The organism is Iodobacter sp. (assembly GCF_025352645.1).
Classification (GTDB): domain Bacteria; phylum Pseudomonadota; class Gammaproteobacteria; order Burkholderiales; family Chitinibacteraceae; genus Iodobacter.
Window position 1 is genome coordinate 25,994 of record NZ_JANXSO010000130.1, and the last position, 23,989, is coordinate 49,982.

25 protein-coding genes and 6 tRNA genes are annotated in these 23,989 nt (G+C 48.0%); 11 read left to right on the plus strand and 20 right to left on the minus strand.

What is annotated here, in order from left to right; genetic code table 11:
* Positions 1-14: 14 nt before the first annotated feature.
* The 11 genes from rplL to Q0R17_RS15065 form a co-directional block, all read right to left on the minus strand.
* On the minus strand, positions 15-383 hold the full coding sequence (rplL, locus tag Q0R17_RS15015) for a 50S ribosomal protein L7/L12 (protein WP_293936190.1): 369 nt from the start codon (positions 381-383) through the stop codon (positions 15-17).
* A gap of 60 nt (positions 384-443) precedes the next feature.
* Positions 444-986 carry a 50S ribosomal protein L10 gene (rplJ, locus tag Q0R17_RS15020; RefSeq protein WP_293936192.1) on the minus strand — a complete coding sequence of 181 codons (543 nt, stop codon included), beginning with the start codon at positions 984-986 and terminating at the stop codon, positions 444-446.
* Between the two features lie 271 nt (positions 987-1,257).
* Positions 1,258-1,953 (minus strand): 50S ribosomal protein L1, encoded by a 696-nt coding sequence (gene rplA / locus Q0R17_RS15025; protein ID WP_293936194.1) that lies wholly within the window; start codon positions 1,951-1,953, stop codon positions 1,258-1,260.
* Positions 1,954-2,385 carry a 50S ribosomal protein L11 gene (gene rplK / locus Q0R17_RS15030; RefSeq protein ID WP_130105853.1) on the minus strand — a complete coding sequence of 144 codons (432 nt, stop codon included), beginning with the start codon at positions 2,383-2,385 and terminating at the stop codon, positions 1,954-1,956.
* Between the two features lie 82 nt (positions 2,386-2,467).
* Positions 2,468-3,001, minus strand: a complete 534-nt coding sequence (nusG, locus tag Q0R17_RS15035; protein ID WP_130105854.1) for a transcription termination/antitermination protein NusG — start codon at positions 2,999-3,001, stop codon at positions 2,468-2,470.
* 25 nt (positions 3,002-3,026) lie between these two features.
* The gene (gene secE, locus Q0R17_RS15040; RefSeq protein WP_293936198.1) at positions 3,027-3,380 is read right to left on the minus strand and encodes a preprotein translocase subunit SecE; all 354 of its coding nucleotides are present in this window, start codon (positions 3,378-3,380) and stop codon (positions 3,027-3,029) included.
* 68 nt (positions 3,381-3,448) lie between these two features.
* A tRNA-Trp gene (locus tag Q0R17_RS15045) sits at positions 3,449-3,524 on the minus strand.
* A 48-nt stretch (positions 3,525-3,572) separates the two neighbouring features.
* Positions 3,573-4,763: an elongation factor Tu gene (gene tuf / locus Q0R17_RS15050; protein WP_293936200.1), complete on the minus strand. Its 1,191-nt coding sequence runs from the start codon at positions 4,761-4,763 to the stop codon at positions 3,573-3,575.
* Between the two features lie 41 nt (positions 4,764-4,804).
* A tRNA-Thr gene (locus tag Q0R17_RS15055) sits at positions 4,805-4,879 on the minus strand.
* Between the two features lie 14 nt (positions 4,880-4,893).
* A tRNA-Gly gene (locus Q0R17_RS15060) sits at positions 4,894-4,967 on the minus strand.
* A 58-nt stretch (positions 4,968-5,025) separates the two neighbouring features.
* Positions 5,026-5,111 (minus strand) — tRNA-Tyr (locus tag Q0R17_RS15065).
* Positions 5,112-5,564: 453 nt separating this feature from the next.
* Here Q0R17_RS15065 and Q0R17_RS15070 point away from each other — a divergent pair.
* From Q0R17_RS15070 to Q0R17_RS15080, 3 genes are all read left to right on the plus strand, one after another.
* Positions 5,565-5,640 (plus strand) — tRNA-Phe (locus tag Q0R17_RS15070).
* A gap of 54 nt (positions 5,641-5,694) precedes the next feature.
* Positions 5,695-5,770, plus strand: a tRNA-Phe gene (locus tag Q0R17_RS15075).
* 174 nt (positions 5,771-5,944) lie between these two features.
* On the plus strand, positions 5,945-6,667 hold the full coding sequence (locus tag Q0R17_RS15080; protein WP_293936203.1) for a GntR family transcriptional regulator: 723 nt from the start codon (positions 5,945-5,947) through the stop codon (positions 6,665-6,667).
* Here Q0R17_RS15080 and pdxY read toward each other — a convergent pair.
* The 5 genes from pdxY to Q0R17_RS15105 form a co-directional block, all read right to left on the minus strand.
* Positions 6,657-7,511, minus strand: coding sequence for a pyridoxal kinase PdxY (gene pdxY, locus Q0R17_RS15085; protein ID WP_293936205.1), 855 nt, complete (start codon positions 7,509-7,511; stop codon positions 6,657-6,659). The two genes, Q0R17_RS15080 and pdxY, sit on opposite strands and share 11 nt — an antisense overlap.
* Positions 7,512-7,641: 130 nt before the next feature.
* On the minus strand, positions 7,642-8,919 hold the full coding sequence (gene tyrS, locus Q0R17_RS15090) for a tyrosine--tRNA ligase (RefSeq protein ID WP_293936208.1): 1,278 nt from the start codon (positions 8,917-8,919) through the stop codon (positions 7,642-7,644).
* Between the two features lie 34 nt (positions 8,920-8,953).
* Positions 8,954-10,186 (minus strand): amino acid permease, encoded by a 1,233-nt coding sequence (locus Q0R17_RS15095; RefSeq protein WP_293936210.1) that lies wholly within the window; start codon positions 10,184-10,186, stop codon positions 8,954-8,956.
* A gap of 120 nt (positions 10,187-10,306) precedes the next feature.
* Positions 10,307-12,220, minus strand: a complete 1,914-nt coding sequence (locus Q0R17_RS15100; protein ID WP_293936211.1) for a pyridoxal-dependent decarboxylase — start codon at positions 12,218-12,220, stop codon at positions 10,307-10,309.
* Positions 12,221-12,255: 35 nt separating this feature from the next.
* Positions 12,256-13,737, minus strand: coding sequence for an amino acid permease (locus tag Q0R17_RS15105; protein ID WP_293936213.1), 1,482 nt, complete (start codon positions 13,735-13,737; stop codon positions 12,256-12,258).
* A 576-nt stretch (positions 13,738-14,313) separates the two neighbouring features.
* On the opposite strand from Q0R17_RS15105, the gene Q0R17_RS15110 reads away from it, so the two are divergent.
* Positions 14,314-15,396, plus strand: a complete 1,083-nt coding sequence (locus Q0R17_RS15110; protein ID WP_293936215.1) for a class I SAM-dependent methyltransferase — start codon at positions 14,314-14,316, stop codon at positions 15,394-15,396.
* 143 nt (positions 15,397-15,539) lie between these two features.
* On the opposite strand, the gene Q0R17_RS15115 is transcribed toward Q0R17_RS15110, so the two are convergent.
* Positions 15,540-16,805 carry an Hsp70 family protein gene (locus tag Q0R17_RS15115; protein ID WP_293936217.1) on the minus strand — a complete coding sequence of 422 codons (1,266 nt, stop codon included), beginning with the start codon at positions 16,803-16,805 and terminating at the stop codon, positions 15,540-15,542.
* Positions 16,806-17,107: 302 nt separating this feature from the next.
* Between Q0R17_RS15115 and Q0R17_RS15120 the strand changes: the two genes are divergently transcribed.
* From Q0R17_RS15120 to Q0R17_RS15135, 4 genes are all read left to right on the plus strand, one after another.
* The gene (locus Q0R17_RS15120) at positions 17,108-17,713 is read left to right on the plus strand and encodes a flavin reductase family protein (protein WP_293936218.1); all 606 of its coding nucleotides are present in this window, start codon (positions 17,108-17,110) and stop codon (positions 17,711-17,713) included.
* Positions 17,714-17,721: 8 nt separating this feature from the next.
* Positions 17,722-18,105, plus strand: a complete 384-nt coding sequence (locus tag Q0R17_RS15125; protein WP_293936220.1) for a Rid family detoxifying hydrolase — start codon at positions 17,722-17,724, stop codon at positions 18,103-18,105.
* Between the two features lie 192 nt (positions 18,106-18,297).
* Positions 18,298-18,714 (plus strand): CoA-binding protein, encoded by a 417-nt coding sequence (locus tag Q0R17_RS15130; RefSeq protein ID WP_293936223.1) that lies wholly within the window; start codon positions 18,298-18,300, stop codon positions 18,712-18,714.
* On the plus strand, positions 18,711-19,466 hold the full coding sequence (locus tag Q0R17_RS15135) for a DUF3658 domain-containing protein (protein ID WP_293936226.1): 756 nt from the start codon (positions 18,711-18,713) through the stop codon (positions 19,464-19,466). The genes Q0R17_RS15130 and Q0R17_RS15135 overlap by 4 nt, the downstream gene beginning before the upstream one ends.
* On the opposite strand, the gene Q0R17_RS15140 is transcribed toward Q0R17_RS15135, so the two are convergent.
* From Q0R17_RS15140 to Q0R17_RS15150, 3 genes are all read right to left on the minus strand, one after another.
* Positions 19,467-20,282 carry a DUF2145 domain-containing protein gene (locus Q0R17_RS15140; RefSeq protein WP_293936228.1) on the minus strand — a complete coding sequence of 272 codons (816 nt, stop codon included), beginning with the start codon at positions 20,280-20,282 and terminating at the stop codon, positions 19,467-19,469.
* Positions 20,283-20,291: 9 nt separating this feature from the next.
* Positions 20,292-20,723: a hypothetical protein gene (locus tag Q0R17_RS15145; RefSeq protein WP_293936231.1), complete on the minus strand. Its 432-nt coding sequence runs from the start codon at positions 20,721-20,723 to the stop codon at positions 20,292-20,294.
* A 271-nt stretch (positions 20,724-20,994) separates the two neighbouring features.
* Positions 20,995-21,147 carry a hypothetical protein gene (locus Q0R17_RS15150; RefSeq protein WP_293936233.1) on the minus strand — a complete coding sequence of 51 codons (153 nt, stop codon included), beginning with the start codon at positions 21,145-21,147 and terminating at the stop codon, positions 20,995-20,997.
* A 19-nt stretch (positions 21,148-21,166) separates the two neighbouring features.
* Between Q0R17_RS15150 and dapF the strand changes: the two genes are divergently transcribed.
* Genes dapF through Q0R17_RS15165 form a run of 3 tightly spaced genes read left to right on the plus strand, consistent with a single transcriptional unit; the run spans position 21,167 to position 23,704 of the window.
* The gene (gene dapF, locus Q0R17_RS15155; protein WP_293936235.1) at positions 21,167-22,024 is read left to right on the plus strand and encodes a diaminopimelate epimerase; all 858 of its coding nucleotides are present in this window, start codon (positions 21,167-21,169) and stop codon (positions 22,022-22,024) included.
* Positions 22,011-22,706: a DUF484 family protein gene (locus Q0R17_RS15160; protein WP_293936237.1), complete on the plus strand. Its 696-nt coding sequence runs from the start codon at positions 22,011-22,013 to the stop codon at positions 22,704-22,706. The genes dapF and Q0R17_RS15160 overlap by 14 nt, the downstream gene beginning before the upstream one ends.
* Positions 22,706-23,704, plus strand: coding sequence for a tyrosine recombinase XerC (locus Q0R17_RS15165; RefSeq protein WP_293936261.1), 999 nt, complete (start codon positions 22,706-22,708; stop codon positions 23,702-23,704). Before Q0R17_RS15160 ends, Q0R17_RS15165 begins: the two co-directional genes overlap by 1 nt.
* Positions 23,705-23,989 lie beyond the last annotated feature (285 nt).

Genomic DNA, 23,989 nt, shown 5'->3' on the forward strand with positions numbered 1-23,989 from the left:
ATACTAAATAATGCTTACTTCATCTCAGCTGTTGCACCAGCTTCGATGAGTTTCTTAACCATAGCTTCTGCATCAGCCTTAGAAATGCCTTCTTTCACAGACTTAGGAGCGCCGTCAACTAGGTCTTTCGCTTCTTTCAGGCCAAGACCTGTCAGTTCACGAACGATCTTGATGGTACCTACTTTGTTAGCGCCAGCGCCAAGCAGAATTACATCGAATTCTGTCTTTTCTTCAACAGCAGCACCAGCTGCAGCTGGGCCAGCAACTGCAACTGCAGCAGCAGAAACGCCAAACTTTTCTTCGAATGCCTTAACCAGCTCATTCAATTCCATTACGGTTAAAGCAGATACTGCTTCGAGGATATCGTCTTTAGTCAGAGCCATTTATTAATACTCCTGAAAATCTTGTCTGTTTTAATACAACAATCGTGTTTAAGTAGTCTTTTATGCAGTTGCTTCTTCGGCTGGGGCTTCTGTAGCCTCCACCGGAGCGGCAACGCCTTCGGACTTCTTCTCTGCCAGCGCGGCAAGGCCACGTGCGAAACCAGCCATCGGTGCTTGCATAACGTACAGCAACTTGGACAGCAGTTCTTCACGGCTTGGAATAGATGCAAGAACAGATACTTCTTCTGCATTCATTACCTTACCATCATAAGAACCAGCCTTGATCACAATTTTCGCGTCTTTCTTTGCGAATGTGTCCAAAACTTTTGCTGCAGCTACTGGGTCTTCGGAAATACCGTACACCAGTGGGCCAACCATTTGGTCTGCCAACTCAGCGAACGGAGTTCCTGCAACCGCACGGCGTGCCAGCGTGTTTTTCAGAACACGCAGGAACACACCTGACTCACGCGCTTGTTTGCGCAGTGTAGTCATGCTTGCAACGCCGATACCTCGGTATTCAGCGATAATAATCGTCTGAGCTGTAGCAACTTCTGCTGCGATCTCAGCGACTACCGCCTTTTTGTCTTCAAGATTGAGACTCAAGGTCTACCTCCATTGGTTAGTAGTTCAGCGCGAATAAATCGCACCACCCAATCAAACGGCGACCTTTAATTCAGGAGAGCTAACAACAATGCCACAAGGGCAATGCATTTAGAACCTATAGATTCGGGCGCACCGTCTGCGTAGGCTGGCTTTTGGGAGCCGGATTAAGCCACAAGAGATCTTATGGCACCTACGGTCTTTGACAACCTTGGCGATATTTTGCCAAGCCCAAAGTCGACAGGATCAGTCGCTTGACTGACCCTAATAATACTTAAGCTACTACCGAAGCGGTTTCGACGCGAACGCCTACACCCATAGTGCTCGATACAGCGATCTTCTTCAGGTATACACCTTTAGATGAAGCTGGTTTAGCTTTTTGCAGCGCATCAACCAGCGCTAACAAGTTTTCTTTCAGATCAGCCACTTCAAAAGTAGCGCGACCCAAAGTAGCGTGCACGATACCACCCTTGTCAGTACGGTATTGAACTTGACCGGCTTTAGCATTTTTAACTGCTTCAGCAACGTTCGGAGTTACAGTACCGACTTTCGGGTTAGGCATCAGGCCACGTGGGCCTAAGATCTGACCTAATTGACCAACAACGCGCATTGCATCTGGAGAAGCAATAACAACGTCGAAGTCCATATTACCGGCTTTGATCGATTCAGCTAAATCGTCGAAACCAACGATTTCTGCACCAGCAGCACGAGCAGCTTCAGCATTTGCACCTTGTGCGAACACTGCTACGCGAACTGACTTACCAGTACCTTTAGGCAATACAACAGCACCGCGAACCACTTGATCCGACTTACGTGCGTCAATACCTAAATTAACAGAAACGTCGATTGATTCAACAAATTTAGCAGTTGCAGCGGCCTTAACCAGCGCAATCGCTTCATCAACAGCGTACAACTTGTTTGAATCAACAGTTGCATTCAGTGCCTTCAGGCGTTTAGATAGCTTAGCCATTTACACACCCTCCACGGTCAGACCCATCGAACGAGCTGAACCAGCGATAGTACGCACAGCTGCGTCCATATCTGCACCGGTCAAGTCAGCATTCTTGGTCTTAACGATTTCTTCAAGCTGAGCGCGTGACACAGAACCAACTTTGTCAGTATGTGGCTTAGCGCTACCCTTAGTGATACCAGCAGCCTTTTTCAGCAAGATCGTTGCTGGTGGGCTCTTCATCACGAAGGTAAATGATTTGTCTGCAAAAGCAGTAATAACTACAGGAATTGGCAGACCTGGCTCGATACCTTGAGTAGCCGCATTGAATTCCTTGCAGAAATTCATAATATTCAGACCACGTTGACCCAAAGCTGGACCAATCGGTGGCGATGGATTTGCTTTACCAGCTGGCACTTGCAGCTTGATATAGCCAATAATTTTCTTAGCCATTTAAAACTCCTAAATTCGGGTCAAACGCGAGCAAAAAAACTCGCTCCCCTATCGGCACCTCATCGGCACCACACTACACAGATCAGATCTTTTCAACCTGTGCAAAATCCACTTCAACTGGTGTTGCACGACCAAAGATAAGTACAGAAACTTTAATCCGACTCTTATCGTAATCTACATCCACAACAGTTGCATTAAAGTCTGCAAACGGGCCTTCTGTAACACGAAGCTCCTCGCCCACTTCAAACAAGATTTTAGGACGCGGCTTTTCAACCCCTTCCTGCACTTGCTGAAGCATAGATTTAACTTCACGCTCAGGCAAAGGTGTAGGCCGATTACCCACACCACCAATGAAACCGCTAACCTTGGCAGTACTCTTTACCAAGTGCCAGGTTTCATCACCCATTTCCATCTCAACAAAGACATAACCCGGGAAGAGCTTCCGTTCGGTCAGCTTACGAGTGCCAGCCTTCACTTCCATCACTTCTTCAACCGGCACTAAGATCTGACCGAATAAGTGCAACATATCTGCACGTTCGATCCGCTCAATCAGCGCCTTTTGCACACTTTTCTCAAAGCCGGAATAGGCGTGTACCACATACCAACGCATAGACATTCAGATACTCCGCTTTCCCGTTTACTTAGCCACGACCCAAAATCAGATCATAGAATACCCATGTCAGACCAGAGTCGACTGCCCACATAAAGAGAGACAGCACCCCTACGAACAGGAATACAACGCCCGTCATCTGCCAGGTTTCTTTTCGAGTCGGAAACACAACTTTCTGCGCCTCTTTAATTGAGTCACGCGCGTAATCCACAAACGCACGACCCGGACCTGAAAACCATAGCACAAAACCTGCAAGTGCCAAACTAAGCACCACAGGCAGTGAACGGACAACCCCTTGATCAGTCGGAACCAGGTAGAACCCAGTAACGCCCAATGCAACCAACAGCAGTGCTGCTGCGATCTTGATTTTATCGATGCTAACCATTTGTCCGATTCGGAAACTTGGATAAAACAGAGCCGTTCCCTATGGAAACGGCTCTGATGTCTAAACCGTGGCAGGCGAGGAGGGTGTCGAACCCCCAACCCCCGGTTTTGGAGACCGGTGCTCTACCAATTGAGCTACTCGCCTACGGGAGGGCAGAACTATAACAATTCAACCCTCTTTTGTAAACCTCTTTTATTCAATAACTTTTGCAACAACACCAGCACCAACCGTACGGCCACCCTCACGAATCGCGAAGCGCAGACCCTGCTCCATGGCAACTGGAGCAATCAGACTAACGGTAACTTCAACATTATCACCAGGCATTACCATTTCGGTACCTTCTGGCAAATCAACTGAACCCGTTACGTCTGTAGTACGGAAAAAGAACTGCGGACGGTAACCATTAAAGAATGGAGTGTGACGACCACCCTCATCTTTTGACAATACGTACACCGAACCTTCAAACTTCGTGTGCGGAGTGATCGAACCTGGCTTAGCCAGAACCTGACCACGCTGAACATCTTCACGCTTAGTACCACGCAGCAACGCACCGATATTATCGCCAGCCTGACCTTGATCAAGCAACTTACGGAACATTTCAACACCAGTACAAGTCGTCTTAACTGTTGGCACAATACCAACAATTTCAATTTCTTCACCAACCTTAACAACACCGCGCTCTACACGGCCAGTTACTACAGTACCACGACCTGAGATCGAGAACACGTCTTCAACCGGCATCAAGAAAGCACCATCAACAGCACGCTCTGGCAGCGGAATATACGAGTCTAAAGCATCTGCAAGACGGAAAATTGAAGGCTCGCCGTGCTCAGACTGATCACCTTCCAGCGCCATACGAGCAGAACCAACAATAATCGGCGTATCATCACCTGGGAAATCATATTTACTTAGTAGCTCACGAACTTCCATGTCTACTAATTCAAGCAATTCTGTATCATCAACCAAGTCAGCTTTATTCAGGTAAACAATGATGTATGGAACACCAACCTGACGAGCCAACAAGATATGCTCACGCGTTTGCGGCATTGGGCCATCAGCAGCAGAACAAACCAGAATCGCGCCATCCATTTGCGCAGCACCGGTAATCATGTTTTTGATGTAATCCGCGTGACCTGGACAATCAACGTGTGCGTAGTGGCGAGTTTCTGTTTCGTATTCAACGTGCGAGGTATTAATGGTAATACCGCGAGCTTTTTCTTCAGGCGCACTATCGATCTGCGAATAGTCTTTCGCCTCACCACCAAATTTCTTCGACAAAATAGTCGAAATCGCAGCAGTCAGCGTAGTCTTACCATGGTCAACGTGACCAATTGTACCGACGTTTACGTGTGGCTTCGTGCGCGTAAATTTTTCTTTTGCCATGATATTTCCTATCTCGAGAACTTGAAAATATACCAAGCGATTGGAGCCGTTGGCGGGAATTGAACCCGCGACCTCTCCCTTACCAAGGGAGTGCTCTACCCCTGAGCTACAACGGCACGCTAATCTTTTTTGGAGCGGGTGAAGGGAATCGAACCCTCGTCGTAAGCTTGGAAGGCTTCTGCTCTACCATTGAGCTACACCCGCATTTTAATTACAGCTATACAACCAGTTACGCAGACTCTTCACTACGCATTACTTTATTTGGTGGGGGGGGAAGGATTCGAACCTTCGAAGGCTAAGCCGCCGGATTTACAGTCCGGACCCGTTGACCGCTGGGGTAACCCCCCCTCAACAAGAGAAGCGCATTCTAGATAAGGATCTGACCTACGTCAAGCAGGATGCGGCGATTATTTTGTATAATGTACGTCATTCATCCTTAAAAATGCTTGCAGCTATTTATTAATTCATTAATAAACATAAGCTAAGCGTATTCTCACAATGTTTAAAAAAAAATCAATTTAAGCGCATTTCCTTGCTAAGCACATCGCTACACGCATAAGCCGCGTAAAACCATGCTCAGCGATTCAGCACGAAGGGACAAGAGCACTTCATAGCCTACGTTTTATTAGAGACATTTTGAATGGCGACCCCATAAAACCGCTACTGCAGCCTTTTTTAATGCGTATTTATTGTCCCACTAATTTTATATAGCGAAATATAAAAATATCCGCCTTTTTCACTAAAAATCAGAATAAGGGTTGACGGGTCGAAGAAAATAGGCTTTAATAGCGACCTCTCAGCGGCCTGTTAGCTCAGTTGGTAGAGCAGCGGATTGAAAATCCGCGTGTCCTTGGTTCGATTCCGAGACAGGCCACCAAGTTCTTATAAGGTTAGATGTTGTTAATCTGACTGGCTTTAAACCGCTTTATGCGGCCCGTTAGCTCAGTTGGTAGAGCAGCGGATTGAAAATCCGCGTGTCCTTGGTTCGATTCCGAGACGGGCCACCAGTATAAAAAGAACGGCTCCAATAAAATGGGGCCGTTTTTCATTTCTGCCAAACTACGAATCAATAGTTCCCCTGATTTTTTTGTGGTTATTGCCTGTGGCCTCCCCCATGATTGCGCTATGATGTTTGCTTCTTGCAATAATTATTTAATTGCACAGCGAATTAGAGCGGCTCCGTGAATAAAATAAAAACAATCCCAAGCAGTACTACTCTTTCTGATCAAATGGTTAAGGCGATTCGCCGTGACATTTTACTAGGCCGTTTTTTGCCCGGTGATAAACTGCAAATGAATGAATTAAAGCAGTATTATCAAGTAGGCGGCACGCCAATTCGCGAAGCTTTAGTGCAATTGGTTTGGCAACATTTTGTGGTTATGGAGCCACAAAAAGGCTTTAGGGTTGCGCCTATTTCTTTAGATGAATTACGCGACATTCTGACGACAAGACGAGCCATTGCAGGCATTGCTTTAGAAAAAGCCATGCAGCGCGGCGATGAAGAATGGGAGCTAAGCATTATTACTGCATTTCATCGCATGGAGCGTATTCAACTCGATCAGCCGGATGTAGATTACGAAGAATGGGGCGAGCGCCATATTGCTTTTCATATTGCGCTGATTCAGGCCTGCAACTCGCCAATGATGCTTTCCACCCTAGAGAGTATTTATAATCAATTAGAGCGCTATCGGCATATTTGGCTTAATGGTGACTTAGATCAAGTGACCCGCTATCACGACCATGGTGAACACAAAGTTATTATGGATGCCGTGCTGGCAAGAGATCTTCAATTATCACTACAACTAATTGAAGAGCATTACCAGCACGTGATTGATCTGGCCGAATCGTTAAGCCCAGAAAACTTTTCCGAAAGAGTAAAACTCCACCAAAGACTTAAAGCCTAAAGGCAGATAGCAGTTGCGATGGGCAGGTATATTCCTGCTTAGCCGCCACCACAGCCAGCTCATAACGTAATTGCCTTGCCGTCTCAAGTAAAGCGCCGTACACCGCGGCGGTGGTGTGCTCCAGCGCCTCCACAATAGGCTTACCCGTGAGTAGGCTGGCCAAGAATATCGCCGAAGTCATATCCCCCACTCCAACTGGCTCTTTATCAAACTCTAGAATAGGCCGGCGAATCAGCCAGGCCTCATCAGCGGTGAGTGCCAGCATTTCAAAATCGCTTGGTTTTTTGTCTTGGTAATGCAGATGTTTGATCAGAATTGTTTGCGGCCCTTTTGCCAGCAGCTCATGACAAGCCGCAACAATTTCCACCAAACTGTACAGCTTTCTGCCAACGATCATTTCTAATTCTAATTGATTGGGCGATACAATATTGGCTTGCGGAATAGCCCGTTCAATTAAAAACTCGGCCACACCAGGCGCTACAATGCAGCCTTTTAGCGGGTGGCCCATCACGGGATCACAATGATAAATCGCTAAAGGATTAGCTTCTCTAACAAGTTGTAATGCTTTAAGAATATGATCGCCCTGCCCCGCACTACCAATATATCCAGACAACAGCGCATTGCATTCTGCCAACTGCCCAGTCTTAGCAATACCTGCCACTAATTCGCTAATCTGCGCCTCTGGCATCACCATTCCTGCCCAGTGACCATATTGGGTATGGTTAGAAAACTGTACTGTATGGAGCGGCCAAACATTTGCCCCCATGCATTGCATTGGAAACACTGCCGCACTATTGCCAGCATGGCCAAACACCACATGCGATTGAATAGAAAGAATATTCATAAGAGATCCAAAAATAGTGCAATGCACGTAAAAGTTGCGGCATAAAAATACATAAAAAAATCACCATCCTAGCAAGGCAAAGCCATACAGAATGGTGATTCAATTTACTGACTATTGATCAGTAAAACAATTACTTCCAAACAATCAAGCAATGGTTCTTTTTGCCACGCCTCAGCAGGGTATAACTACCAAAGCGATGGTTGATCGCCCCCATATGGTAAGCAACATCGCTTACCTTTTGACCATTAATACTCACTGCATCGCTTTCAATAAAACTACGCGCTTGGGTTTTTGAGCTAGCAAGCTCTGAGGCAACCAAAGCATCAGCCAAGCTAGTTTCTGTGTAACCCAGCTCGAGATGATGAACGCCATCTAGTGCTAATTGCTGAAAATCTTCTTCGGTTAAAGCACTTTGATCTTCTGCAAATAGATTCTGGCTGATGCGCTTAGCCGCCTCCAAAGCCGCCTTACCATGTACTAACTCCGTAGCATGATCTGCCAAAATACGCTGTGCGCTTGGGGCTGCGCCGCTAGCACGATCTGCCGCTTCAATGGCATCAATTTCAGCCAGAGTCATAAAGGTAAAGTACTTCATAAAGCGGTAAACATCGTCATCCGATGTGGTCAGCCAGAACTGGTAAAACTTGTAAGGCGAGCATTTACTTGGATCCAGCCAAATGGCATTGCCTTCGCTCTTACCAAACTTAGTGCCATCTGATTTAGTAATCAGCGGCATGGTAATGCCAAACACCTGCTGCTGATTCATCCGACGAGTCAGATCAACCCCTGCCGTAATATTGCCCCATTGATCAGAGCCGCCCAATTGCAGTTGGCAATCATGGCTCTTATTTAATACTGCAAAGTCATAACTTTGCAGCAGGCTGTAGGCAAACTCGGTAAATGAAATACCCACTTCATCACGGTTCAGCCTTTGCTTTACCGATTCTTTATTAATCATGGCATTCACGGAGAAATGCTTGCCGATATCGCGCAAGAAGCTCAGCACATCCATGCCTGCAAACCAATCGTTATTGTTCACCATGGCTGCACTATTGGCACCACAGTCAAAATCTAAGAATGGCGAGACTTGCTTGCGAATCTTATCCACCCAGCCAGCAACCACATCAGGCGTATTGAGTGAACGCTCAGTGGCTTTAAAGCTAGGATCACCAATCATACCGGTCGCGCCGCCCACCAAAGCCAAAGGGCGATGGCCTGCCATTTGAAAACGCTTTAAAGCCAGCAATGGCACAAGATGGCCTAGATGCAGGCTATCTGCCGTTGGATCAAAGCCACAATAAAGCGTAACGGATTTCTGCGCGAGGATGGCATCGAGTGCTGCGGCATCGGTTACTTGCGCAATCAAGCCTCGCTCTTGTAACTGGCTAATTAAATTTGATTCTTTCATAGCATGCTCCATCTAAACAATAAGTAAGTGGGGATCAGCAAATCGGTAATAAATTCTGCATTTTCATAATTTGAAAAACAATGATGCACAAGCCCATCGTCGTCACGGTACAAAATGAGCAGGCATTGCCAGGAACTCGCCAATCCGCACTGTATGTGGTTTGCCTACGCAATTTATATAGCGCCAGAGCTGGGAATAAAATCGCCAGTATGGATAGGAAAATAGCGGCAGCCCCCAGCGCTAATACAAAGCCTTCTGGGTAAATCCATGCAAATACAAACGGTGGAAGATAAGTGGCCAGAGCCGTAATTAAGCGATCATGCTTAGAATCTTTCCAACCAATACTGCTTGCCACCGAATCAAACAATCCTAAGGAGACGCAAAGATAAGAGGTAAACAGAGCAATGGATGAAAACAAACTAATTAAACTAGGTATCCAGCGATTACTGGTGCTTGCATGAATAAAATCAAGAAACATGCCCACCGAGCCTTGGTTTTCCGCCAGCGTCAGAAAGCTATTCTCCCCCATTCTGGGCACGAGGCCGAGACTGCAATATTCCCAAATGCCGTAGACCAATAGCGGAATAAGCCCGCCAAGGATAAAAATATTGCGCAGCGTTTGTGGCTTATCACGGCCAATATATTTCACCATGCTGGGGATACTGCCATGAAAGCCAAAGGCAGTTATAAACACCGGAAAAGCCGCATAAATATAGCGACTGGAATCCTGGGAATTATTTAAATTGCCTTGATTTACATAGGGCTGAATAGTGATTGCCATGGCAAAGAAGATAAATACATTCAAGCTAAACAGTACGCGATTAACGCGGTCTACTGCGCCGGTGCTCATATAGACAATAGAGCCGATTAGCAGGGTAAAGATCGCCGCAACGACGGCAGAAGGGACATCGATTCCCAAATACTGTTTAATATTTGAGGTATAGGACGAGGCAGCACCAGAGATATACGCACCAGAAAGTGCATATAAAAGCAGTAACAAGGAGGCGTTGATAATCCACAAACCTTTGTTGCCGAACAAACTTTGTGCCATTACATCAAAACCACTGCCCTCAGGAAAGGCCAGTGAGACTTCCAGCAGCATCAACGCGGTATAGGTCATCAGCAGCCAGATACAGACCAGTGCAAGGCTAGCGTAGGTGTAGCCCATTCCAGAGGAAACCAGAGGCAATGCCAGCATTCCTGCCCCCAGCATGGTGCCGGAAATCAGCAGCGTAGCGCCCACCGCTTTGTAGTTAATCGCAAACATAGCCCAACCTTTTAATCATCCCGCACAAATAAGCGGATTGATCTGATAATTAACTTGAATAGAAACATTGATCTCTTCGATGGCAAAAAACCCACCTCGGCTGAGGCGGGTTTTTTTGCATTAAGCAGCTTTTAATTGATTGGCTTCTTTGGCTTCCATATCGATGATATGGCCTAGTTTTTCTGCAAAAATGGCGCGCAGATTAGTCCAGTAGTCTTCAAAGCCTTGTGGATCACGCAAGAAGTGAGTCATCACCGCAGCGCGCAAGATGTAAACGCTTTGGGTTTTATCCCATTCTTTGCGGCTGAAACCACGGCTTTCAGCGTACATCCAAGGGGTATCACCGTATTCGTCAAAGGCGAGCGAAGTGGATGAAGTCAGGAAATCATTGCTATAGGTGCGGCCCGATGAGTAAGAGCACACTTCGTACATGCGTTGATTCAGACGGTTATGGTCTTCCAAGCTTGGATTGCCGATTTCCTTAAAGGTGAAGTTCACCATATGGAAATCTGGGTGCATCAATGGGCGCAATTCAAAGCGACGATTACCCACCACAATCGGTTTTGCCATGGCTAGCTTTTGTGCAAACCAATCGGCAGTCACAATACCGCGACCAATGACCTTGCCGTAGCCTGAAATATTCAGTGGCACTAAGCGATGCGCTGCCCATACTGCCGCAGCGGTTGCACCGGCTTTAGAGCCTTCCATAATGGATGAGCCCAGCACCACATTTTGTTCTTCACCCGCATCATCAGCTTCTTCAAATACATAGGCCGCGTGGTAGGAGATCAGATCAACAATGCGCTTGTCTTTCATACATACCGCACCGGCAGCGTATTGAATAAAGCCAGCTTTGTGCGGGTCCACCGTAATCGAATCGGCTTCAGACATCGCTTTAAAGCCTTCGTACACCGCACGTTTAGGCCAAGTTACGCCTTCAGGGATAATATCTTCGGCGCGATAACGGGCAACGAGTGCATCGTATTCCATGAATTTGCTGTTTTCATCAAGGAACATCGCGCGGACATAACCACCGTAAGCCGCATCAACGTGAACATAGAAAGACACGCCGAATTTTTCTTCACATTCACGGCGCAGCTTGATCACTTCATCTACTTGATCAATCGAGCCTTCTTCGGTTGTACCCACTACCGCCACCATACCGAGGATAGGCGTACCTTCTTCGATCAATTTAAAGGTAATGGCGCGCATTGTTTCAACGTCGGTGCGGTAGTTTTCATCCACTGGCAGCGGAACAATATGCTCTTGACCAATACCCATCACATCCATGGCTTTCATCCATGAATAATGCTTAGACATTGGCACAAGAAATTTACCCAGCTGGCCTTGTTTAACACCCACACCACGTACAGTCAGCGCACGCACTTCTTCAAACAGACCACGTTTTTTCAGCTCGTCAGACAAATCCAGAATGGCTGTTGGCGACATATTCAGTAATTGCTGTTCGCTCATGCCAGCCACTAAATCTTTAGCTTTTTCATGCTGAGCAATGGCTAAAGGCAGGGATTTCAGATTACGCGCAACCCAAACGCCTTCGTAGTTAGCAACCGTACCGCCAGAAGTAATGTGGCCCCATGACTTTTGTACGTCGTAACCAAACATCGCACACAGATCACGGCCTGCTTCTAATTCAAGCTCGGTGGTCGTAGGAGACGCTTCATGCGCACAATTGTTTGGGTTGTAAAGCATGGTCATTACATAAGCGATATTAGAAACCATCAGCGTATCGGCATTCATATGGCCTAAATAACGCGGCGAGAACCAAGGCACTGAAGTGGTTTTTAGCTTGGAAGACAGCTGACGCAAAATGCCTTCGGTGCGATAAAGCGTATTACGGAAATCAGGCTGATGCTGATCCATTGGAGTAAGCAGAGGAGCATCTTCCGGGTGAAAATCTGCACGCCAGTGAATATGCTCATCCACCGCGTAATCAACCATTTCTTTAAAGAATTCACGATTTTCTGATTTTGGGCCAAGAAACAGCGCATCAACGTTCATTGAGGTTTTAAACATTTTGAACTCCTGATTAATTAATTTTGAGCCGGCGCTTAGTGCGCAGCAGCGTGTTGCTCATCAAGTGCTTCTTGCTTGGCGGCCTTATTTGCAGCCACAACTTGCAGTTTTTTCGCTTGACGTAATTTATCTTTTTGGCCGTAGGCATAGACAAGGAAGGGAATCACCAGCATCACAATCAGCCCGATCAGCTGAAACATGAAGTAACCCGATGCGGAGCCTTTAAAGCTGCCAGGTGGAATAAACGCAAGGTAAGCAGCGAGCAGCGACATCACAAAACCCATGCCGGAAACGATCCACATGCCTAAATTGCCACCAGGTACTTTGAAGCTGCGTTCAATATCTGGGCGTTTGTAGCGAAGCCAGATGGCTGCGGCAAACATAATCAGATAGGCCACCAGATAAACCAGCCCCGTCAGCCCCATCAACATAAAGTAGAAGTTATCTACATCAGGGATCACAGTGATCAACACGCCGACCAAGCTAATGGCAACCGCTTGGATAATGACCAAGGTAACGGGCACGCCGTGCTTGTTTGATTTTTGCAAGAAGGCAGGTAATGCACCTGAATTAGCCGTGGCTTGTAGCCCACGTACCGGGCCAAGCACCCAAGAATTAACCTGACCAATCAGACCCAGCGCAATGGATAAACCCATCACCGGAGCTAACCAAGGCATGCCCCATTTAGTGAAGTAGAGCTCAAACGCCTGCATCAAACCGGCAGTCATTGAGATTTCTTCTTTAGGAATCGCCACGAAAATGGCGGCAGAGCCAACAACCGAGAGGAAAACCATGATGATCGACACCAGAATGATGGCAATCGGATAATTACGTTTCGCGTCTTTAATAGAAGACACATTCGAGGCGGAGACTTCCATCCCCATCACCACGAAGATAAAGCCGATAAACAGACCTAAAGTACCGGCATCGCTAAAGTGCGGGATCATATTCGACATGCTAAAAGACACATCGGTCATGATGGGATTGCCGCCTAGTACATAGGCAATACCGGCAATAATCAGCACAATCCCTGGCAAGAACACACCCAAGCTCACACAAATGGTGGAAACCCAGCCTAGGGTTTTAACCCCTTGCAGATTCACCAGCGTGCAGCCCCACCACACCAGCAGAATCATTCCCAACATAAAGTATTTATTGCTAGCCAAAGCCGGATCAACCACATAGGCGATAGTGGCAGCGATGATCATGATGATCGATGTCATGCCAAATACCATTTGAATCCACTGCATCCAAACAGCCACAAAACCTAGGCGCTCGCCAAAGGCCTCACGCACCCAAATAAAGATCCCACCATCTTGTGGCCAAGCTGTTGCCAGCTCTGCGGCCACTAAGGCCGTAGGAACCAAGAACAACAAGGCCGCAGCCAAGGTTAGGAAAATCGTCATCATCCCTGGCTGCGCAGTCATAGGCAGCGTACGAACGCTTACTACAACGGCAGCAGTGATCATGACAAAGGTTGACACCCCAATTTTGGGGCTAGCTTCAGTACTAGACATGCTCGGCCTCTTTGTCGAATATTTAAATAATTTCGAAATATTTTATATTTTCGACAAATAAGCCATTTGATGGAGATCAACAATCTGTAAGCAAATAGTGCCTTGCCTGCGGCAAAAAACCGGCGTATCGGGCGCGAAGCAAATAAAAGCGCTCTAGTAGTTTTAAATATTTCATTTAAATACAAACACTTAACCATAAAACGATGGCAAACAAAACTAGCGCCAGCAAATCCAACATAGTAAGATTTAAACCTAAAACCACTAGCCTCGGCGGGCTAAAGCCGTAAAAAAACCCTCGCGTAAAAGCGAGGGTTAGAATGGTTTTCCTAAGTAAACTCTGGTTTATTCAATTTCGTCATCCCCGCGCGAGCGGAAATCCAGTGTTTACGCTGGATCCCCTGATAAAACATTCGGGGATGACTAATTAAAATTTTTCTAATAGCAATTAGCAGCCAGTGACAACTTGCCATTTTACAGCGGCAATAAACCTACTGGCTGCCGATCCGCTACCCGCAGCTGGTAGAATCGCTATTTTAGCCAGAGCCTTGAGTCTGGCATCATTGATAAAGAATAAAAATGTCCGCCAGCACTATCGATTTTGCCGCGCTCAGCCTGCAGCGCTACCCAGCTAAACACGCCAAAGACTTACGTGCATGGGATGCCAGTGATGAATACCTGGCTGAATTTATCCGCGCCGATGCCCCCGTTTTGCTGATTAATGATAGCTTTGGTGCGCTGCACTCTGCCGCGAGCCTATGCTCTGGTGCGCTGATTTTTCACATCAACGATTCATGGTGCTCACGCCACGCCATTGAAATCAATAGCCAGCAAAGCTTCGAGACTTACACTGGGCAAGCACTTAACTATGCCCTGGTTAAACTGCCAAAATCGCTTTCTTTATTTGCTGCACAGCTACAGCAAATCGCAAATCGCTTAAACGAGCCTTTAACGCTGTATTTCTCCGGCATGCAAAAGCACGTGAGCAATGGGCATCTGGCGATAATTAAGGATTATTGCGACGAGGTGGAATACCTGCCCACGCAGCGTAAAGCGCGTATGTACCAAGCCAGCCTGAGGCCAAACCAAGCTGTAACTAGCCCATATCTACAAACCATGCCCGAGCTAAACCTAACACTCCACAATGCGCCAGGTGTTTTTGCCGAGCAAAAAGTAGATATTGGCTCGCGCTTTTTTATTGAGCATTTTGATCGCTTGCCCAAGGTAGAGTCGGTGGTCGACGTGGGTTGTGGCAATGGCTTGCTGTCTTTGGCCTACCATCGCTTGCACCCCGAGACAGGGCTGCATTTATTTGATGAATCTCTTGCGGCAGTGACATCGGCAAGGCTCAGCTTTACTGCTAACTTTCCAAACGCCACCTACCAGATTCAACACGGCGATGGCCTTGCCAGTGCCGTGGCAAATCAGCAGGTTTTTGAGCTGATTCTGATTAACCCGCCATTTCATCAGCAAAACACCGTTACCACGGATATTGCGCTGAGCATGTTTGCACAGGCCAAAGAGTGCATGAGCGCCCACAGCGAGTTATGGATCGTGGCAAACCGGCATTTAGACTATCAGGCAGCGTTAAAGAAAAATTTTAGGCAGATCGAGCTGATCGCACAAAACGCCAAATTTGTGATTATCAAAGCGAAGAAGTAAGGGCTCAAACCTGAGATCTGTAGGCGCGGAGAAAAACTTAAAATCGAGTAAAAACCAAGCTCGGGTGGGCATTTTTTTATGCCCACCCGAGCATAATTTGCTGCATGGGCACGATAAAACTGAGCCCACCCTACAACAGCTAATCAGCCAAACCGCCTTGCCGCTTCCACCGCCAAACCCGTGCCGATGCTGCCAAATAAATCACCTTCTACATGGCGGGCATTGGGTAAGAGCGCGGCAACTTGGCTGCGTAATAGCGGCACACCGCTGGAGCCGCCGGTAAAGAACACGGTATCCACCTGCTCTACACGAATCCCTGCCGTGGTCAGCAAGCCTGTGACAGTTTTTTCTACGCTCTCTACCAAACGCTCAATCGAGGAATCAAACTCTGCGCGGCTTAGCTCATGCGTTAGCCCATCTTCGAGGCGATCCAGCGTTAGGATGGTGCGCTCGTTTGCGGACAAAGCAATTTTTGCGTCCTCCACCTGCATTGCCAACCAATGCCCAGCACGCTGCTCAATCAAGCTCATTAAACGATCTAATTTATCCCGCTCTAGTGCATCGCGGTAAACATCGACTAGATCGGTCCAAGAACGGCGGGTATAGGCAAAATTGATGGTGTGCCAGGTCGCCAAATTAAAGAAAGTACCGGATGGGACTTCTGAGTTATTTTTAAGCCGCGTTTTATACCCCAACAAAGGCATGACACCCGCTAAGCTCAGCGCCTTATCAAAATCTGTACCACCAATATGCACGCCAGCACTGGCCAATAAGTCTTCGCGGCGATCCAGCAACTGAGCCCGCTCTGGCGATAATCTCACCAAAGAAAAATCTGAAGTACCGCCACCAATATCCACAATCAGCACTAGCTCTTCTTTTTGAATACTGCACTCGTAATGAAAAGCGGCCGCAATCGGCTCAAACTGAAAGCTGATTTCTTTAAAACCAACCTGATAGGCAATCTCGGCGAGGGTTTTTTCAGCCTGCGCATCGGCTGCCGCATCGTCGTCAACAAAATGAACTGGGCGGCCAAATACTGCCTGCTCGAACGGCCTGCCTGCTGCTGTTTCTGCCCGCAACTTAAGCTCGCCAATATATTTTGCCAGCAAGCCACGCAGCGGCAAGGCTCGGCCATTTACCTCGGTTTGTGCATCAATCAAGCTGCTGCCTAAGAGGCTTTTTAAAGAACGCATCAAGCGCCCTTCATAACCCTCTAAATATTCGCCCATGGCGGCTCGGCCGTAGCAAACGGAATCTTCTTCAGCATTAAAAAACACCATTGATGGTAGCGTGGCCTTACCATCTTCCAAGGAAATCAAGGTGTTAGCACCAGGGCGCACCCAGCCTACCGTGGAATTAGAAGTACCAAAATCGATGCCGCAGGCACGAGCAAAAGAAGGAGAAGTCACAGGCCTGATCCGAACGGCAAAAGGGGGCGTGATTCTACATAGCATTGCTGATAAAAACAATTTTGAATCATATAGGCTCGATTAATGCAGGTTTACCCGCGCGTCTGCGGTATTTAAGATAAATCAAAGCCTTATGTGGAATGCAGGGCTTACTCTAATATGCGGCAACAACAAGCCTCAGCTTATACGATCATCATGAAGGCCAGCATATTGCCGCAAGCTATAACAATACTAGAAATCTATGTGGCTTGAGTTAATCACTTATGCCCCCATTTACGCTCAATACTCTTAGGGCAACAAGCATGGAATTAACCATATCGGCGTTATCACCCGATGAAAAATACGCTTTAATCAGCGATTGCGTTGTGCCTCGCCCTATTGCGTGGATAAACAGCCAAAATACTGCCGGTATCGTGAATGTTGCGCCGTTTTCCTACTTTAATATTGTTTCTAACGAGCCAATGATTGTATCGGTCAGTATTAATCGCCGCCACGACAATGCCATGCTAAAAGACACCGCGCGCAATATTTTGCAAACGGGTGAATGTGTTGTCCACCTGCCATCCCGTGGCCACGCCCCACAAGTAAATGCCAGCGCCGCCGCTTTTGGCCCAAATGAAAGTGAAGCTACAGCCCTAGGTCTGGCGCTTACCCCCTCCACCGCAGTAAAGCCTCCCCGCCTTGCCGATTGTGGCGTTGCTTTGGAGTGCCGCCTGCATATGCATATAGAAGTGGGCGACCCTGTTGTGGCAGATTTAATGTTGCTAGAAGTGGTGCACCTTGGCGTGGCCGATGATTTACTGGTTGATGGTCGCATCCACCCCGGGCCACTCGATCCTTTATCGCGCCTTGGCGGGCCAGACTATGCGGTAGTAGGCGAGCGTTTTGTTATTCAGAGGCCAAAATGAGTCTTGATATGAAAAAATCGATTATCCAAAGCGAGCAAGCCCCAAAAGCCGTTGGCACTTATTCGCAAGCCGTAAAAATCGGCAATACCGTGTATTTATCTGGCCAGATTGGCCTTGACCCAAGCAGTGGCATTTTGGCTGAAGGCTTTACTGCACAGACCCATCAAGTCTTTCAAAACTTGCGTGCAGTATGTCAGGCAGCAGGTGGGGATCTGCAAAATATTGCTAAGCTAGGGGTATTTGTTACCGACCTCAGCAACTTTGCCGCCCTAAATGACATCATGGGCCAGTATTTTACCGAGCCCTACCCCGCCCGAGCCGCAGTCCAAGCCGCCGCCTTACCCAAGGGCGCACTGGTTGAAGCCGATGGGATTATGGTTTTAGATTTGTAAAATACATGAATCCTAGGGTGGGCACCTGTGCCCACGGGACAAACCTCTACAAATAAAACCAATACCCCTCATGCTTTTAACTCGTTTTTCTCTCTGTGATCCGTATTCTCACCGCTCGCTATGTCCACAGAGTTTTGAGGGTTAAATAGCAGCGACGCGAGCAAGGTAAGGGCCCCTAAGAAGGATTTACTCATGGTTTTCCAAAACCCTAGCGATGAAGAGATTCGCCAGTTTCTACTTAGCATTCACCACATCGCCGTAGTAGGCTTATCGCCCAAGCCTGATCGGCCTAGCTTTGGCGTATCTGCCATCATGCAAAAAGCCGGCTATCAGATTATCCCCGTACGCCCTTACACCGAAAGCGTACTGGGCGAAACCGCCTATGCCAGCCTAAGCGATCTACCCAGCAAAGTGGATTTAGTGAATGTATTTCGGGCCAGCGATCAGATCGACGCTATTGTGGATGAGGCCATCCAGTTGCAAATCCCCGCAATCTGGATTCAACTCGGCATTATTAATGAAGCCGCAGCATTACGCGCCAAGGCGGCGGGCTTGTTTGTGGTGATGAATCGCTGTATCAAGATTGAATATCTACAGCTATGCCTGTGAGCTGCCATCTGGTCTTAGGCGATTGCGCTGCAGACCTACTACGAACCAGCCTAGGCCCCTATGCCGATATCCGCATCCACCGCGATGATCTAGCCGTTGGGCCGCTGATCGATATTGATGACGCCTACCCAGCGGCCAGAGTGCATTTTTGGGACGCAGTATTCCCGCAATCCAGCTTTGATTTTAACGATGTGCTGCCCGCTGGCAACGCCCAACTCGCCTCTTTGCCCGCAGATCTCACCCTATGGATAGGGAACTCATGCGGTGAGGCACTTTTACTGCGCAGATTGGCGTGGTGGCGCTATAAAACCCAACAAACTTTTAAACTCATCACGCCCGATAGCACGGGGCTAAACAGCTATATTGCAGGGCAAGTGCCACTCAGCCTAATGCCACTGCCCATTATTCAAGCCACCAACAGCCAAACGCTATCACCTGCCTTGCTGCAAGAATTAGCCAGCGAATGGCAAGCCATCCGCCAGCAGCCCAGCGCCTTTCGCGGCTGGGATGGTAGCTACTTTCATCACCACTCCCAAACCGCTCTCGATGCAGAAATGCTGGCTCTTATCGAAGAAAACTACCTGCCTTGCAGCGAGATTGCTAGCCGCTGGATATCTGCCAGCAGCGATTTCTTCCGCAGCGATGTACTCGCCATGTGGCGCTTACGCTGCTTAGCCGAACAAGGCCTGATTGAGCTTTGCCCTCACCCCGACGAGCACTGGCTATTTGCTTTTAAGGCAAGAAAACGATAATTAATGGAGCTCAGGTAGCGGTTTTGCCTCAACGACATAATTACGGCTTTCAGGGCTGGCTTGCTGCAAAAAATTGACGATAGAATCAACCGTGATCGTATCGATTCTTCCTGCCATCCGGCGGTCTGTCGGGTGATCATCAAAAGCAATGTTGGCACGAAACATCCGCCCGCCTAAGCGCTTAAAGGTATTAATGCGTAGCTCAGTTGGCTGGTAATTCATCAGCTTTAGCCATTGCTGCGCTTGCGCACGGCTACGAATAGCAAGGTCATGGCTCATGGCTGCAGCCAGCCCCTCTAATACCCATTGATTTGAATTTTGATATTGAGTCGAAAACGGATAGGCCAGCATATTGTATTTATCACCATGCAATTGCTCCATTTTGCCTTGCTCGCTCAACCAAATTTGCAATTTATCTTGCACCTCTGAGGGGGGAACAATAATCATCGAATCATATGCAAAAGGCTCATCCATAAAAAAATTGGCCAGCCCTTCACGCCATAAATCCGATTGTGCTGTGCCACATTGATTTAATAAATGCATGACTCGCCACTGGCCTTGCGCCTTAGGATCGTGCCAAACAAAACCCATATGAGAAAAGCGTAAACGGTAAGCCGATAAGTCTTGCCCAACGCGGGCAATCATTGCCACCTTGGGGTTCAGCTTATCTAATTGCTGCATATTGACGTAGCCAGTAGCCATTGCTTGGCGGAATGTTTCCGTATTAGGGGATGTCTCTTGGCAGGCTCGTCCCGCCCAAGCAAGAGGGAGCAACAACACAGCCATCAGGCCACACAGCCATTGATTTAAGCGCATAACTGCCCTTTATTTTTCTGAAACTTTAGATTGATGCAGCAATGCCTCGCCCAGCTCATTAGGAATAAATGCCAGCAGTTTTCCCGAAGCAATCAAGGCATAGCCGGTGCTTTCGGCAATCGTTTTAACCGATGTCCCCACTGCAATGCCTAACTCTTTAAGCATGGCCTCGCTGACTTTCACCATATAACGGCTGCCATCGCTAACCCGCTCGATAGTCAACATACTGCCTTCTGCCGTCAGCTTGCCCACCCCTACCACAGTAAGACTAACCCCCAAAGGAAACGCGATAGAAGCCTCAACCGGCTTGCCTTGCAATGACAATACTGGCGACAGCAGCACCGAGGCCAAACCACTTTGCAGTATTTCACTTCCTTCGTTACGCGCCTGAGCAGTCCCTGTGATAAGGCAAGTGGCAAGTAATAAGCTAAGTTTTAACATTTGATCATTCCTTTAATAAACAGCAAGGAGAAGTACGCAATTAAACACAAAATTAAACACATCGTCAGTAGAGCAAGGAGACTATGCTGTTAATTGGCTTTCAAACAAACCAGCAACTTACCACAACAGTCAGTCCTTGTTTATTTTTGTGCCTCACCTTTAAACCAACCCCAAAAGATCTGCACAAACTCTCGCCTCCAATAATATGAGTCGGCGATCCGTTTATAAATGCTGGATTCCCACCAAAGTAGGAATGACAAATTAGAATTAATCAAACCATTCTTAAACCAAGATATTCAGCCTGAAGCCCTAGCTTTAGCGATGCTTTGGTAGAATATATTGAATTATCTGTAATATATGCTGCGAAAAAATCACCACATACATTGCCATAAACTTCTGCACCGTTTACCTTTAGTAAAATCATTCAGCGGCGCGCCAGTAATATGAAAATTCAGTTCACTAAAATGCAAGGCCTAGGCAATGACTTTATGGTGATTGATGGAGTCAACCAAGACATCCAGCTCAATAGCGCCACCATCCGGCAATTAGGCGATCGGCATTTTGGCATTGGTTTTGATCAGCTTTTATTAGTAGAAGCCTCAAACCTGCCCGATATCGACTTTAGCTACCGCATTTTTAATAATGACGGTAGTGAAGTGGAGCAATGCGGCAATGGCGCACGCTGTTTTGCCCGTTTTGTGTTTGATAAAGGCTTAAGTCATAAACGTGAAATTGCCGTCAGCACCGCACGTGGGGTGATTTACCCCCGCCTAGAAGACAATGGCAATGTCACGGTGAACATGGGCGTGCCGCAATTTTCCCCAGCAGCAATTCCCTTTATCAGCGATGCAGATCTAATCATTCATCCGCTAGATGTAGATGGGCAGAGTATTGATATCAGCGTGGTATCGATGGGCAACCCGCATGCCGTGCAAGTGGTAAGCGATGTGGACAGCGCCCCTGTTGCCAGCCTTGGCCCCAAAATTGAAACGCATGCGCGCTTCCCAGCCAAGGTTAACGTCGGCTTTATGCAAATCGTGAATCGAGACCAAATTAAACTACGGGTATTTGAACGCGCTGCAGGCGAAACCCTAGCTTGTGGCACAGGCGCTTGCGCGGCTGTCGTGGCAGGTATTCGCCGTGGCTTACTCAACCCCAGTGTTCGTGTGATCACCCATGGCGGTGAGCTGACTATTAGCTGGCAAGCAGGCGAAGCAGTTTGGATGAGCGGCCCTGCTGTGACGGTATTTAATGGTGAGATCAGCCTTGGCAACCTTGGAGAACAATATGCAGCCCAATGAAATTGTCGCTTGGCTTAAAGACAACCCCGCATTTTTTGATCAATACGCCGACGAGCTGGCGCAAATTTACGTGCCCCACAGCCACCGTGGCCAAGCGATTTCGCTGGCTGAGCGCCAGCTACTCACCTTACGTGAAAAGAATCGCTCCCTTGAGCTGCGCCTAGGCGATCTGCTGCAGTTTGGTGAAGAAAACGATCATATCTCTGAAAAACTGCACCAGCTTAGCGTTAGCCTGATGCAAGCCGACGATCTAGCCAGCATGATAGGCACGCTGGAATACCATCTGCAACACCGCTTTGGCGTGCCACATATTGCGCTGCGCCTGTGGCTAGATAGCGATTGTAATCTGCGTGAATTTGCCCCCGTGGGCGAGGCCGTACAAAAACTGGCGCAAAATCTAGTATCGCCTTACTGCGGCCCCTATGTGACCGATGAAGTGCTGACATGGTTTGAATGCGAAGCCAACAAACTTAAATCCTTCGCCCAGTTTGCTCTGCGCACTGGTGGCGGAGAGCCATTTGGCATACTGGTAATGGCCAGCGAAGATATTGAGCGCTTTTACCCTGATATGGGCACGCTGTATTTACAACGCCTATCTGATTTAGTCTCTGCATCCATTCGCCGCGCCGTGCCTCAGTTTGAACCAAATGATGAGCCGATGCTGCTAACTGAAGAAGTGTGATGCAAGCCACCACGGAGCGTCTTCCCTTAGCCAGCGGGGAAGAGCTTTCCAGCAGCAGTAAAGCCGCAGATAAAGGCGATAGCACCGAGCAAATCAGCGCTAAACAAGCCATGCTCGCGCACTTTGTTCAATATTTAGAAGGTGAAAAAGGCGCCGGCGAACACACGCGTGCAGCCTACGAGCGCGATATGGCCACCCTAGTGGAATGCGCCGCTGGCCATGATTTAGCAGCGCTAACCCCTAAGGAAATTCGTGGCTATGTGCGTAAACTCACCAGCCGCAGCCTATCGGCCAGAACCATCGCTCGTACCCTCTCCACATGGCGCACTTTTTATCGCCTAATGTGCCGGGATTTTCACTGGCCAATGAACCCCGCTGACGGTGTAAAGCCACCCAAAACCGCAAAAAAACTACCTGCGGCAATGACCATTGACGACACCTCAGGCTTTTTAGAAAACATGCCCGATGAGGAAATCCTAGCTTGCCGAGACAAAGCCATCTTTGAGTTGGCTTACTCTTCTGGCCTACGGGTGGCTGAATTGGTATCGATTAACTTACTTGATTTAGATTTAAACCACGGCATGGCGGTGGTCACGGGAAAAGGCGGCAAGACTCGGCAAGTACCGGTAGGCAGCGTGGCTTGCGAAGCAATCCGCCGCTGGCTAGTAGAGCGCCCCAAACTAAGCCCAAAAGATAATACGGTTTTTGTGGGAAAAAACGGCGGCACGCTCAGCACCCGCGCGGTACAGCTACGGATTAAATATTGGGAAACCAAGCTCAATATTAAAGAACCACTCTACCCACACAAACTACGCCACAGCTGCGCCAGCCATTTACTACAAAGCTCACACGATTTACGCGCCGTGCAAGAGCTGCTCGGCCACGCCAGCATCGCCACCACCCAAGTCTATACCCACCTCGATTACCAACACCTAGCACAAGAATACGACCGAACTCACCCAAGGGCTAAAAAGCCTGAGGATGAAGAAAAGAAATAAGCCTGTTGATTGCTGAGAAAAACCCAAATCTTGAAACACGGAAGGTACGGAGAAAAACAGAGTATTAGTGCCTTCGGCACATTAATTTTGGAGCGGTAGCCACCGCGGGGGCGTTCTTTTCTTGAACGGCCAAGAAAAGAACCAAAAGAAGGCCGCCCGGTAAGGTTCACACTCATAGGTAACACATTCGTCCAAGGACATAGGTAACACTTCTCTGGTTTGTGATACGCACAACTGGAGCACGTTATGCCGTGGAATGAGGTGAAACCGATGGATGAAAAAGTG

Excerpts from the sequence above, each read along its gene's own strand:
- rplA (WP_293936194.1), bottom strand. The coding sequence starts at position 1,953 with ATGGCTAAGCTATCTAAACGCCTGAAGGCACTGAATGCAACTGTTGAT.
- Q0R17_RS15145 (WP_293936231.1), bottom strand. The coding sequence starts at position 20,723 with ATGTTAAAACTTAGCTTATTACTTGCCACTTGCCTTATCACAGGGACT.
- Q0R17_RS15100 (WP_293936211.1), bottom strand. The coding sequence starts at position 12,220 with ATGTTTAAAACCTCAATGAACGTTGATGCGCTGTTTCTTGGCCCAAAA.
- Q0R17_RS15105 (WP_293936213.1), bottom strand. The coding sequence starts at position 13,737 with ATGTCTAGTACTGAAGCTAGCCCCAAAATTGGGGTGTCAACCTTTGTC.
- Q0R17_RS15095 (WP_293936210.1), bottom strand. The coding sequence starts at position 10,186 with ATGTTTGCGATTAACTACAAAGCGGTGGGCGCTACGCTGCTGATTTCC.
- Q0R17_RS15110 (WP_293936215.1), top strand. The coding sequence starts at position 14,314 with ATGTCCGCCAGCACTATCGATTTTGCCGCGCTCAGCCTGCAGCGCTAC.
- tyrS (WP_293936208.1), bottom strand. The coding sequence starts at position 8,919 with ATGAAAGAATCAAATTTAATTAGCCAGTTACAAGAGCGAGGCTTGATT.
- Q0R17_RS15130 (WP_293936223.1), top strand. The coding sequence starts at position 18,298 with ATGGTTTTCCAAAACCCTAGCGATGAAGAGATTCGCCAGTTTCTACTT.
- pdxY (WP_293936205.1), bottom strand. The coding sequence starts at position 7,511 with ATGAATATTCTTTCTATTCAATCGCATGTGGTGTTTGGCCATGCTGGC.
- rplK (WP_130105853.1), bottom strand. The coding sequence starts at position 2,385 with ATGGCTAAGAAAATTATTGGCTATATCAAGCTGCAAGTGCCAGCTGGT.
- Q0R17_RS15150 (WP_293936233.1), bottom strand. The coding sequence starts at position 21,147 with ATGATTTTACTAAAGGTAAACGGTGCAGAAGTTTATGGCAATGTATGT.
- tuf (WP_293936200.1), bottom strand. The coding sequence starts at position 4,763 with ATGGCAAAAGAAAAATTTACGCGCACGAAGCCACACGTAAACGTCGGT.
- dapF (WP_293936235.1), top strand. The coding sequence starts at position 21,167 with ATGAAAATTCAGTTCACTAAAATGCAAGGCCTAGGCAATGACTTTATG.
- secE (WP_293936198.1), bottom strand. The coding sequence starts at position 3,380 with ATGGTTAGCATCGATAAAATCAAGATCGCAGCAGCACTGCTGTTGGTT.
- Q0R17_RS15140 (WP_293936228.1), bottom strand. The coding sequence starts at position 20,282 with ATGCGCTTAAATCAATGGCTGTGTGGCCTGATGGCTGTGTTGTTGCTC.
- Q0R17_RS15120 (WP_293936218.1), top strand. The coding sequence starts at position 17,108 with ATGGAATTAACCATATCGGCGTTATCACCCGATGAAAAATACGCTTTA.
- Q0R17_RS15160 (WP_293936237.1), top strand. The coding sequence starts at position 22,011 with ATGCAGCCCAATGAAATTGTCGCTTGGCTTAAAGACAACCCCGCATTT.
- nusG (WP_130105854.1), bottom strand. The coding sequence starts at position 3,001 with ATGTCTATGCGTTGGTATGTGGTACACGCCTATTCCGGCTTTGAGAAA.
- rplL (WP_293936190.1), bottom strand. The coding sequence starts at position 383 with ATGGCTCTGACTAAAGACGATATCCTCGAAGCAGTATCTGCTTTAACC.
- Q0R17_RS15125 (WP_293936220.1), top strand. The coding sequence starts at position 17,722 with ATGAAAAAATCGATTATCCAAAGCGAGCAAGCCCCAAAAGCCGTTGGC.
- Q0R17_RS15165 (WP_293936261.1), top strand. The coding sequence starts at position 22,706 with ATGCAAGCCACCACGGAGCGTCTTCCCTTAGCCAGCGGGGAAGAGCTT.